Raw genomic sequence first — 10,781 nt, 5'->3', positions numbered from 1 at the left:
CCTAGATTACAAAATAAAAATAAGACAGCCTAAAGAATAAAGAAACACAAATTGTCGCAAGCTTCAATTTGCGAACTGACTAACATCATTTGCTTCGCAAAATGTGTTAGATCATGTCACTCGCTTCGCTCAAACAATTGGATTTTTTACGGCTGTCTTTTATTTTTATTTTCTTCTACCTAAACTCATTTGTTAATTGATAGTTTGAAATAAAATGAACTTAGGTGAACTCAAATAAGCTTTAAATGTAATTAAGACTTTAAAATAAATAAACTTTAATGATAAATTGATTGAATCATTCGAAATAATCAACTGTCCACTTTACTGCAATTCCTGTTTTTTCGTGGTAGAGGATTCCGTCGCAATGAGGCCAGTTTTCTTTTCCCATTTTCTCCTTTGCTTCTTCATAGTCTTTTTTCTTGGCTATTTCTATTGTGCCTGGGATATGGCTTGGTCCCTTATCAATGTAGACCACATCTTCTTCGTAGCCAGGAACTTCTTCTAGCTTGTGACTGAAGTCCTTTAGTCCTTTTTCCTGAGCCAGATAAAATAGTTCTTCCATTATGAAATCATAATTTTCTTTTCTCTCATTAGCAAACATTAATTTGCCAGCGATTTCATCGTCATTCCTAGCCATTTTTTTAATTGAAGGTCCATAGCCTGCCCCATCCATAGCTTCAATCTTTTCATCGAAGACAAAATTTTTATCATTATCTAAAACATATTGGATTTCCATGGGAATAGTATAGCCAGATACTTCATTAAAAATTCCATTATTATAGGAATAATTTGCATTATTTACAGATGCAAGAAAAATTAACTTGCCATCTTCAAAGAAGTCTTTAACTAATTGAGTGCAATAAATTTGGTAGTCACCAGGGTTCTTCATAGTTTCAATATTTTGAACTTGATTTGAAATTAGAAGTCCTAGGGCCTTGTTCCTTAAATTTTCTTTTGACTCAAGAATTTTAGATTGGTCGTCTGTAAACTCTTCGTTGTGAAAAATATTATCTTGACTCTCTCTTGCTAGCTTAACTTCTCTGGATTCGGAAGAAACTATTACATCGCCCAAGTTATCCTCGATCTTATCTATTGTCTTATCAGATAAACTTGTGTCCTTAAAAATTTTTTTGTAGTCACTGTCACTTAAGCTGCCAATAATTTCTGATTTAGGAAATTTTTCACCAGACTCACCAGCATTTTCCCTAGCAATAAAAAGTTTTATATTGCTATTACTTGTCTCAGTTTTTCCACTTTCTTCGACTTTATTTTTTTCTTCAGAATTCTTATCTCCATTAGAATTTTTATTTCCTCCACAAGAGGATAAAAACAAAATTCCTATCAAAGCAAGAATAATAATTTTAAATTTTTTCATGTCGTCCTCCTTTAATTTAATATTATAATAAAGTTTAATTAATGACAACAGAAAATAGAGCATTAGAGCCTTAAATTATGGTATAATAATTGTAATTTTATTTAAGGGGGAAATTATGAGAGCCGTTATAACCGTAGTAGGTAGTGACAAAATTGGTATTGTATATGAAGTAGTAAAAAAGATGGTGGAATTTGACCTAAACATTGTTGATATTACACAAACAATTTTAGATGATTACTTCACAATGATTGTTATTGTTGATTTGACTAAGATGAACGTTGAGTTCCAAGAAATTGTAGACGCTTATGAAAAACTTGGAGAAGAGCTTGGACTTTCTATAAGAGTTCAACACCAAGGTATCTTCGACAAGATGCACCAAATTTAAGGAGCAGACATGGATAGACAAAGAATTTTAGAAACTGTAAGAATGCTGGACCAAGAGAACCTAGACATTAGAACAGTTACTCTTGGAATATCACTTCTAGATTGTATAGACAAGGACGGAGATGTTGCCCGCAAGAAGATTTACGACAAGATCACAAAATATGGCAAGCACCTAGTTGAATATGCCGACGAAATTGGACACAAGTACGGGGTAGAAATTGTAAACAAGAGGGTTTCAGTTACTCCAATTGCCCTAATCGCTGGTGCCACTGATGAGAAGGACTACATAGAATTTGCTAGGACTCTTGATGCTGCTGCAAAGGAAATTGGTGTAGACTTCATTGGTGGTTATTCTGCCCTTGTTCATGGAAAAATGACTCCTGCTGATGAAATTTTAATAAATTCCATCCCAGGAGCTCTTGCTGAAACAGAAAAAGTTTGCTCTTCTGTAAATGTTGGTACAACAAAAAATGGTCTCAACATGGACGCAGTTAAGCTAATGGGAGAAAAAATTGTAGAAACTGCAGAATTAACTAAAGAGGCAGACTCCATTGGATGTGCAAAGCTTGTTGTATTTGCCAACGCAGTTGAGGACAATCCCTTTATGGCAGGTGCCTTCCACGGTGTTGGAATGGGCGACGTAGTCCTTCATGTTGGAGTTTCTGGCCCAGGAGTTGTCAAGTACGCCCTAGAAAAAGTTAGGGGAGAAAGCTTCCACGTAGTTTCAGAAACTATTAAGAAGACTGCCTTTAAGATAACAAGACTTGGAGAATTAATTGGCACTGAAGTTGCCAAAAAAATTGGAGTTCCTTTTGGAACAATTGACCTATCCCTTGCTCCAACTCCAGCAATTGGAGATTCTGTTGCAAGAATCCTAGAAGAAATTGGAGTTGAATTTGCCGGTGGTCATGGAACTACTGCAGCCCTTGCCATGTTAAATGACGCAGTTAAAAAGGGTGGCATCATGGCATCTGACCACGTTGGTGGTCTATCTGGTGCCTTCATACCAGTGAGTGAAGACGAGGGAATGATTGAAGCTGCAAGAAATGGTCACATTGGTCTTGATAAGCTTGAAGCCATGACTTGCGTATGCTCCGTTGGTCTCGACATGATTGCAATTCCAGGAGACACAAAGGCAACAACTATTGCTGCAATTATTGCTGACGAAGCTATGATTGGAATTATAAATCAAAAAACTACTGCTGCTAGACTTGTTCCTGTAATTGGAAAGGGTATTGGCGACGAAGCAGTTTTCGGTGGCCTACTAGGATCTGCTCCTATTGTACCAGTTCATCCAGGAAATGCTGATAGGTTTGCAAACCGTGGTGGCTATATACCAGCACCAGTTCACAGCTTTAAAAATTAAAATTAAAATAAAAATAAAGAAAGAGGTGTGCTATGAATAACAATTCAAAGGACATTGAAAAATTAACCACAGAGAACACTCAGTTTAATAGAGAAATTGGAGTCTTTGGTGGAGTAAGTATTATTGGCGGGATTATGATAGGGTCAGGTATCTTTTACCTAGGTTCCTATGTTCTACAAAGGACTAATATGAACTCTGGCCTTGCTCTTATTTGTTGGATTATTGGTGGACTTATTACCTTATTTGGTGGCCTCTGCTATGCAGAACTTGGTACTGCCATGCCAAAGGCTGGTGGAAGAATTGTCTACCTAAACGAAGCCTACCACCCAATAGTTGGATTTATATCTGGTTTTACTGATTGGATAGTTGGTGGACCAGGTTCCGTTGCCGCAGTTGCCATTGCCCTTATGTCAGTTTTCAAAAGTTTCTTTGAAATTTCTGATTTTGGAATTAAGATGGCAGCCATAACTTTGATAATTGTCTTAACTATCTACAATATGTTTGGAGTTAAGGCTTCATCAATATTACAAAACCTATCCATGGTGGCAAAACTTGTTCCTATTGGTATTGTAATGATCGCAGCCCTCTTTGTAGGTAAGGTTAGTCCAGACTTGAGCCTTACAACAGCCCTTGAACACTCAAGGACAAGTGACACAAATATCTTTGGCATGATTGCCATAGCAGTTGTTGCAACTCTTTGGGCCTACGAAGGATGGACTAACTTAAACACAGTTGCAGAAGAAATTAAGGATCCTCACAAGAACCTGCCCCTAGCCCTTATAATTGCTATTGGTGGAATTACAGTTCTTTACACTTTATTTAACTTTGCTATTATGAAGGTTATCCCTCATGAAGAAATTGTTGCAATGATAGATGGTGGAGACCTATACCTTGGAACAGAAGTTGCCAAGAGGGTATTTGGAAATGCAGGGCTTATTATAGTAAGTGTGGGTATGATCCTTGCAATGTTTGGTACTCTTAATGGACTTATACTTGCCCAACCAAGGATGTACTATGCCATGGCAGTTGAAGGTCACTTCTTCAAGTCCTTTGCCAAACTTCATCCAAAGTACAGGGTTCCAACAGCACCAATGATTGTACAATGCGTATTCGCTTGCCTACTTGTACTTTCATCAAACCTTGACCAACTTACAAACATGGCTGTAATAACAGGAATGATTTTCTCAGTTCTTACAATTTTATGTGTGCCAATATTAAGAAAGAAATATCCTAAGATTGAAAGACCTTACAAGGTTTGGTTCTACCCAGTGTCTGTTATAATTACAGCCCTAATCTTTGCAGGACTTGTTGTCCAAGGTGCAATAGAAGACCCAATCACAGGACTTACTGGACTAATAGTGCCAATCCTTGGTGCAATCACTTATATGATTTTTGATGCAAAAATAAAAAGAGAAAAAAACGAGGGATAAGATGAAAAAATTATTTTACAATGGAAAAGTTTATGTCAATAGAGATGAATTTCAAGAGGCAATCTACCTTGAAGGGGAATTTATAAAAGAAGTTGGAAAAACAGAAGACCTTGTAAAAAAATATGATCAAGAAGATGTAGAGAAAGTTGACCTTGAAGGAAGAACAGTTATACCTGGTCTTAACGATTCCCACCTTCACTTTATGCAATTTGGCGAAAGCATGAACCAAGTTGACATCGAAGGAGTTGAATCCATTCAAGAAATGATTGATAGATGCAAGATCTTCATGGAAAAAAATCCCAAGAGATGCGAAAAGGGAATCCACGCTATTGGTTGGAACCAAGACTTCTTCAAGGGAGACAAGAGGATACCAAATCGATTTGACTTAGATAAAATTTCTACAGAAATCCCCATAGTTCTTGAGAGAGTTTGCGGTCACATAGTTTCATCAAACACAAAGGTTATAGAAATTCTTGGGCTTACAAAGGACAGCCCACAATATCCTGACGGCGAATTTTTGATTGGCGATGATGGCTACCCATCTGGAGTTTACACAGCCAATGCCTGCAACTTTGCCAAGGACGTAATACCTGACTTCACCCTTGAAGAAAGACGTGAAATGCTAATAGAAACTATGGACTACGCAGTATCTTGTGGACTTACATCAGTTCAATCCAATGATGTAGGAACAACTTTTATGAATGGACCTGTGGCCTTTGACCTCTTAAAGAACATTTATAAAGAAAATAAAAAAATTAGATACAGACACCAAGTTTGCTTTAACGACTTTGGAGAATTTGAAAATTATTTGACTGACGGAGAATACTCTAAGAAGGACAAGGAATATGATACAAATTACTTAAAGCTTGGACCTTTAAAACTCTTTAAGGACGGTTCACTTGGTGCAAGGACTGCCCTAATGCGTGATGGCTACAATGACGACAAAGACAACCACGGACTACCTTGGATCAAGGACGAAGAGATGAGAAAGTATGTAAATCTTGCATTAGAGAATAATCTTCAAGTTATAACTCACGTTATTGGGGACAAGGCCATTGAAGACACGATAAAGTGTTATGAAGATGCTTTTGTTGATGGAGAAAATAAACTCCGTCACACTCTTGTTCACTGCCAAATCACTGACAGAGAATTAGTTGAAAGGATAGCAAGAGATGACATCTGCGTAATGGCACAGCCAATCTTCTTGGACTACGACATGCAAGTTGTGGAAGACAGGTGTGGCAAAGAACTTGCCTCCACATCCTATGCCTTCAAGAGCCTAAAGGACCTTGGAGCCCACGTAGCCTATGGAACTGATGCACCAGTAGAAAATCTAAATCCTTTCCCAAATATTTACATGGCTGTAACTCGTAAGGACAAGAAGGGAAATCCTGAAGGAGGATTTTATCCTAAGGAATGTGTGGACATCTACGAGGCCATTGATGCCTACACAGTGGAATCTGCCTATGTAGAATTCCAAGAAGACATCAAGGGAAGGATCAAAAAAGATTTCTTGGCTGACTTTGTAGTCTTAGACGAGGACATCTTTACAATTGACCCAATGGAAATAAAAGACATTAAGCCAAGGATGACAATTGTTGGTGGAAATGTAGTTTACAAAAGATGAGGAAATATGACTTTAGAAATTAAGGGAATAGAAAACTTGGACAATAAAGAAAGACTTGACTACATGGTGGACTTTGGCAAGGCTACAATAAAAACCGAAGACGACATGATAGCCATGATGGCAAATATTACTTCTATAATTTTTAATGTAGTGGAAAATCTAAACTGGGCAGGCTTTTATCTTGTGAAGGAAGGTGAATTGGTCTTGGGACCCTTCCAAGGTCTTCCTGCTTGCACAAGACTTTCTGAAGAAGGAGTTTGTGTGGCAGCCTGGAAGGATAAAAAAGTCATGAGGATAGAAAATGTCCACGACTTTCCAGGCCACGTTGCCTGCGACTCGGCATCTAATTCAGAACTAGTCTTGCCAATCCTTGTTAAAGATGAGGTTATAGGAGTCTTGTACTTAGACTCACCAAGCCTAGGCAGATTTACAAGTCTTGAAGAAGAAAAATTTAGAGAACTTGTGAAGGCCATGGAAGAAGAATTATCTAAATAAATTTGAGGAGCTTAGTCTCCTCTTTTATTTTGCCCAAAAACTTATAAAATTATTTTTGATCTTGAGATAAAATATTTTTAAAAGCAAAATGTAAAAACAATAAAAATTGCAGTTATTACTCATGAAGTAAAGCACATAAAAAATTAGAATGGAGTTAGAAATGAAATACTTAACAATATCAAACATTATTATATTTGTTGGAATTTATATTTTTGCAAGTTCTATCCTGAATAGAGATAAGAATAAGAAAAAATTTTTGGGAATCATCCTGACAGTCTTGGGATGCATCTTAAAGTCTTTGAATTATTAAGCTTAAAAGAAAAACAAAATCACAGGAGACTTGCAGGCTAAGGAGGCAATATGAAAGACATAATACTTGTTGAAAATATTGAGAAATCCTTTAAGGACAAGGAAGTCTTTTGTGATTTTTCTTTGTCTATAAGGGAAAAAACAGTCCACGCCCTTGTGGGACCAAACGGGTCTGGAAAGACAAGTCTCTTGAGGATCTTGACAGGAATTTACAAGTGCAAGGGTCATGTGGAAGTTAAGGGAACCTATGCCATGCTACTTGAAAATGACTACCTCTACGAGGACAAGACTGGTTTTGAAAATATTAATATTTATTCTCTTTACTTTAACTTTAGCAAGGAATACTACAAGTCCTACGCCGATATCTTGGGAATTACTGATGACCTAGATAGGAAGGTGTCAACTTACTCCAAGGGGATGAAGAGGAAGCTATCCCTCCTCATCATTGTCCTAATGGATAGGGACATCATCTTCCTTGACGAAGTGACATCGGGAGTAGACCCCCTATCTCGAGTGGAAATTAGAAAGATTATAAAAATTTTAAAGGACCAAGGCAAGACTATTGTCATCACATCTCACGACTTGTCAGAGATTGAAAAGGTTGCCGACCTTGTGACTATGATCAAGGATGGAAAAATTTTATTTACAAAAGAAGTTTCCAAGCTTGGAGAAAATCTTGAGGACTTATTTATAGAGGAGGGGTCAAAATGAAGGACAAGGATCTAAACAAGGCTGCTAGATACCTAATATTTAGGGACAAGGAAGTTATCATCAACACAGTTTTATTTCTTGTAATCACCTTTGCCTACCTTCTCGGTCTATACAAATTTCTTTTTGCGGACAAAGAAGAAGATTTTATCATCCTCATGACCTATGCCCTTATACTTGGTTTTGGGATAATTGGGTCCAATACTATCCTTGTAAACTTAAGTCTCAAGGACAAGCTAAGTGGAAGGCTGGAGTTTTTATTAGGGACTGGACTTGACGTGAGAGAAATCATCAAGGTTTACTCCATAGAAAACTGGAGGATTTCACCTCTTCCTTCCTTTATAATTTTTTTTGGAACTTATGTAATTTGTAACTTGGGTAAGTCATTTGTGGCTCTCTACCTTTCATGCATTAGCCTTCATTATTTTTTGATTTTGACCCTTAACGTCATGGCAATGTATAGGAAGAATTTTAAGTTTTTCAAAAATATAGTTTTCTTTAGCACAAGTCTTGGAATTTATCTCTTTGGAAATTTTTCTGGGAGTATTTTAAAATTCCTAGGCTCTATAAACTTGGACTTAAATATCTTTTTAATTCTTGTAAATATAATTCTTGGAATTGGCTTGGGTCTTTATTCATTGTATCAAATTAAGATGATGGACAATGAAAAAGTCATGGAGGTGAGCTCAGTTTGGTCTTAAAATTAATTGGTCTTGACCTAAAGAAAATCTTGGACAAGAATGCCCTCTTAATGAGTTTTTTTTGCTCTCGCCTTCACCTACCTTTCAAGCCTTTCTCTTGAAAAGGATACAAGCCTATCAAGATTTATGGGGACAGAAGGACTTGCCCTTATCTTTTTGATTTTCGCCATAGAATTTTCCAAGGGAAGCCTCCAAGAGGACAAGATAAGGAAGAAAATCGAGTTTTTCCTTGCCAATGGGGTTGGAATAAAATTCTTAGTTATAAAATATTTTGGAGCCATCTACCTAGCCAGCCTAATTACCCTCTTGCCATCCCTAATATTTTTTGCCTTCAAGACAAAAATTGGAGTCCTAGAAATTTTTAACTTCTTACTTACGGCAGGCCTTTACACAAATTTTTTAATTTTAAAAATTTTAAACACAGAAAATATGAATAAGATGACGGGGATTCAAAACAAGATAATTCTCCTGGGAGTCCTTATCTTGGTGATCTCAACTAATATTTATATTTTCACTTCTGTGATAGAATTGTACTTGATAAGCAAGTTTTTAATTTTAATTGTTATAAATATTTTTATGGTCCTTAGGACAAACAAGGAGAGGATTGGGGTGACCTACTTTTGATGGGGAAGAGAGTTTTAAAAATCATAATTTGCCAAGTGGCCCTAATCTTTTATTGGGCCTGGCTCTATAAAGTGGGGGACCTAATAGAAAACCAAGCCCTCATGAACCTAATGAGCTTTTTAATAATAGGAATTATCTACGGCTTTATTCACACAGAAATAAGTAAGAGTGAAGACAAAAAAAGTCATGGAGTCTTTATCTTTTTTTCCTTTATCTTTTTTACCTTGGCCCTAAATAAAAATTTAAGTCCAATAATTTTTATGGGCCTTGGACTTGTAACAAGTTTGGTCTACATCAAGAAAAACCTAAAACCTGATAGGGCTAGGCACATTAGTATCCTTCCAGTTTCAAGGAAGATGACCCAGGTGGCTGTCCTTGTCCTCCTATTTGTTTTCACAGGGATAATTTATCTCCTTGACCTTGATGGCCCTGTGATTCATATTTTCTATCAAATAATATTCTTTGCTTACTGTCTATTGTTTTTTCTCTTCCTCAAGGACAGGGAAGATGTTTATGAAGAAGTATTTAAACTTTTTTATATGTCTGACTATCTTGGCGAAGAGCGTGAGAACTTTGCAAGGCTCATCCACGATGAAGTCCTCCAAGATATTTTTGCAGCCAAAAACTATTTGAGCCTGAGGGACCCAAGGGTGGACCTGGCAGGGAACATCCTTACAAATTTAAATGGAAGGCTTAGGGAAATTATGAAGTTCTATCAAACTAGGCTCTTTGAAGACTTTGGCATAGAAGAAAACATTCAGGGAGTTTTTGAAAATCTTGCCAGTCTCTATCCAGAAAAGAAAACTAGGATAGATGAAAAAATTTCTGAGACCCTAAGAGGAAATGCGAGCAAGGAAGAAGTTAGGCTTATATCAACTATTACTAAGGAGCTTGTCAACAACATCTACAAGCATTCCGAGGCCACCTATATTTTTTATAGGCTCTATGAAGATGAGGACTTTATTATTATGGAAGTTGAAAGTGACGGCATGAGAGAGGAAGACTTCAAGAATATTGAAGACTCAAAGAGGGGTGTCCTTCTTTTGAAGGTCCTTGTGACCTCTAAGGAAGGGGAAATCTCTTATAAGGACAGGGATGGAAGTCTTTACACGAGAATAAAAATAAGAAGGTATAGAAATGAAAATTCTTTTATTAGATGACCACAAAATTTTTGGTGAGAGCCTGAAGCTCCTCTTGGAAGAGAGGGGGATTTTTTGCACCTACACCAGCGACATAAAAAAGTTTTATGAGGAAGTGGAGGGTGACTACGACATAATAATCTTGGATATAAACCTCAAGGAAGAGGATACGGGCTTTGACATCTTAGATAAGATCTATGATAAAAATAAAAAAATTGTGATTCTGACTTCCTACGACATGATAAACTACAAGAGGCTGGCCTTAGAAAAGGGAGCCAAGGACTTTATAAACAAGTCCCTTGATGTTGATGAGGTCATAGAAAGACTTGAGAGGGTTTACAAGGACGAAAAAATTCCCTTCGATGGGGAAGAGAAAATAATTGAACCCCTTACAAAGAGGGAAGAGGAGATTTTATTAGAAGTCTTAAGTGGCCTAACTAAAAAAGAAATTGCAGATAAACTCTACATCAGCGAGAGGACCCTCTACAACCACCTGGCAAATATTTACGCTAAGCTTGGTGCCAAGAATGCCATTGAGGCTTGCAAGATTGCTCTTGAGATGGGCTATCTCAGGCCCCTTATGTAATAAAAAAACTAGGCCCTAAGACCTAGTCATAAATTTA

The 10,781-nt window shown here is 37.0% G+C and carries 12 protein-coding genes; 11 read left to right on the top strand and 1 reads right to left on the bottom strand.

The genetic code is table 11. From position 1 onward, the window contains the following. Nucleotides 1–295 precede the first annotated feature (295 nt). Entirely contained in the window at nt 296–1,375 is a 1,080-nt protein-coding gene (locus I6I93_RS04645) for a hypothetical protein (RefSeq protein ID WP_112889616.1), read from the bottom strand. Nucleotides 1,376–1,490: 115 nt separating this feature from the next. On the opposite strand from I6I93_RS04645, the gene I6I93_RS04640 reads away from it, so the two are divergent. The 11 genes from I6I93_RS04640 to I6I93_RS04590 all read left to right on the top strand — a co-directional run bounded on the left by I6I93_RS04640 (nt 1,491) and on the right by I6I93_RS04590 (nt 10,744). Further along, complete coding sequence (locus I6I93_RS04640; RefSeq protein WP_070700085.1) at nt 1,491–1,760, top strand: ACT domain-containing protein; 270 nt, start codon at nt 1,491–1,493, stop codon at nt 1,758–1,760. A 9-nt stretch (nt 1,761–1,769) separates the two neighbouring features. After that, nucleotides 1,770–3,125, top strand: a complete 1,356-nt coding sequence (locus tag I6I93_RS04635) for a PFL family protein (RefSeq protein ID WP_112889615.1) — start codon at nt 1,770–1,772, stop codon at nt 3,123–3,125. A 32-nt stretch (nt 3,126–3,157) separates the two neighbouring features. Then, the gene (locus I6I93_RS04630; protein ID WP_112889614.1) at nt 3,158–4,555 is read left to right on the top strand and encodes an APC family permease; all 1,398 of its coding nucleotides are present in this window, start codon (nt 3,158–3,160) and stop codon (nt 4,553–4,555) included. 1 nt (nt 4,556) lies between these two features. Further along, nucleotides 4,557–6,182, top strand: a complete 1,626-nt coding sequence (locus I6I93_RS04625) for an amidohydrolase (protein ID WP_112889613.1) — start codon at nt 4,557–4,559, stop codon at nt 6,180–6,182. 6 nt (nt 6,183–6,188) lie between these two features. Beyond that, the gene (locus tag I6I93_RS04620; protein ID WP_112889612.1) at nt 6,189–6,677 is read left to right on the top strand and encodes a GAF domain-containing protein; all 489 of its coding nucleotides are present in this window, start codon (nt 6,189–6,191) and stop codon (nt 6,675–6,677) included. Nucleotides 6,678–6,837: 160 nt separating this feature from the next. Beyond that, entirely contained in the window at nt 6,838–6,987 is a 150-nt protein-coding gene (locus I6I93_RS04615) for a hypothetical protein (RefSeq protein ID WP_172605454.1), read from the top strand. Between the two features lie 50 nt (nt 6,988–7,037). Then, nucleotides 7,038–7,697 carry an ABC transporter ATP-binding protein gene (locus I6I93_RS04610; protein ID WP_112889611.1) on the top strand — a complete coding sequence of 220 codons (660 nt, stop codon included), beginning with the start codon at nt 7,038–7,040 and terminating at the stop codon, nt 7,695–7,697. Next, nucleotides 7,694–8,395 carry a hypothetical protein gene (locus tag I6I93_RS04605; protein WP_201621229.1) on the top strand — a complete coding sequence of 234 codons (702 nt, stop codon included), beginning with the start codon at nt 7,694–7,696 and terminating at the stop codon, nt 8,393–8,395. Before I6I93_RS04610 ends, I6I93_RS04605 begins: the two co-directional genes overlap by 4 nt. A gap of 126 nt (nt 8,396–8,521) precedes the next feature. Next, nucleotides 8,522–9,019, top strand: coding sequence for a hypothetical protein (locus I6I93_RS04600; RefSeq protein ID WP_236587153.1), 498 nt, complete (start codon nt 8,522–8,524; stop codon nt 9,017–9,019). Then, complete coding sequence (locus I6I93_RS04595; protein ID WP_112889610.1) at nt 9,019–10,179, top strand: sensor histidine kinase; 1,161 nt, start codon at nt 9,019–9,021, stop codon at nt 10,177–10,179. Before I6I93_RS04600 ends, I6I93_RS04595 begins: the two co-directional genes overlap by 1 nt. Then, nucleotides 10,157–10,744, top strand: a complete 588-nt coding sequence (locus I6I93_RS04590) for a response regulator transcription factor (RefSeq protein ID WP_112889609.1) — start codon at nt 10,157–10,159, stop codon at nt 10,742–10,744. Before I6I93_RS04595 ends, I6I93_RS04590 begins: the two co-directional genes overlap by 23 nt. Nucleotides 10,745–10,781 lie beyond the last annotated feature (37 nt).

Origin of the sequence: Peptoniphilus harei, assembly GCF_016726485.1 — a bacterium.
Taxonomy (GTDB): Bacteria; Bacillota; Clostridia; order Tissierellales; family Peptoniphilaceae; genus Peptoniphilus_A; species Peptoniphilus_A harei.
Note: the sequence above shows the minus strand (reverse complement) of the source record. Positions and strands in the feature narration are given on the sequence as shown.

What these genes read in the sequence shown, in the direction of transcription:
- I6I93_RS04645 (WP_112889616.1), bottom strand. Translation starts at nt 1,375, where the DNA reads ATGAAAAAATTTAAAATTATTATTCTTGCTTTGATAGGAATTTTGTTT.
- I6I93_RS04640 (WP_070700085.1), top strand. Translation starts at nt 1,491, where the DNA reads ATGAGAGCCGTTATAACCGTAGTAGGTAGTGACAAAATTGGTATTGTA.
- I6I93_RS04635 (WP_112889615.1), top strand. Translation starts at nt 1,770, where the DNA reads ATGGATAGACAAAGAATTTTAGAAACTGTAAGAATGCTGGACCAAGAG.
- I6I93_RS04630 (WP_112889614.1), top strand. Translation starts at nt 3,158, where the DNA reads ATGAATAACAATTCAAAGGACATTGAAAAATTAACCACAGAGAACACT.
- I6I93_RS04625 (WP_112889613.1), top strand. Translation starts at nt 4,557, where the DNA reads ATGAAAAAATTATTTTACAATGGAAAAGTTTATGTCAATAGAGATGAA.
- I6I93_RS04620 (WP_112889612.1), top strand. Translation starts at nt 6,189, where the DNA reads ATGACTTTAGAAATTAAGGGAATAGAAAACTTGGACAATAAAGAAAGA.
- I6I93_RS04615 (WP_172605454.1), top strand. Translation starts at nt 6,838, where the DNA reads ATGAAATACTTAACAATATCAAACATTATTATATTTGTTGGAATTTAT.
- I6I93_RS04610 (WP_112889611.1), top strand. Translation starts at nt 7,038, where the DNA reads ATGAAAGACATAATACTTGTTGAAAATATTGAGAAATCCTTTAAGGAC.
- I6I93_RS04605 (WP_201621229.1), top strand. Translation starts at nt 7,694, where the DNA reads ATGAAGGACAAGGATCTAAACAAGGCTGCTAGATACCTAATATTTAGG.
- I6I93_RS04600 (WP_236587153.1), top strand. Translation starts at nt 8,522, where the DNA reads ATGGGGACAGAAGGACTTGCCCTTATCTTTTTGATTTTCGCCATAGAA.
- I6I93_RS04595 (WP_112889610.1), top strand. Translation starts at nt 9,019, where the DNA reads ATGGGGAAGAGAGTTTTAAAAATCATAATTTGCCAAGTGGCCCTAATC.
- I6I93_RS04590 (WP_112889609.1), top strand. Translation starts at nt 10,157, where the DNA reads ATGAAAATTCTTTTATTAGATGACCACAAAATTTTTGGTGAGAGCCTG.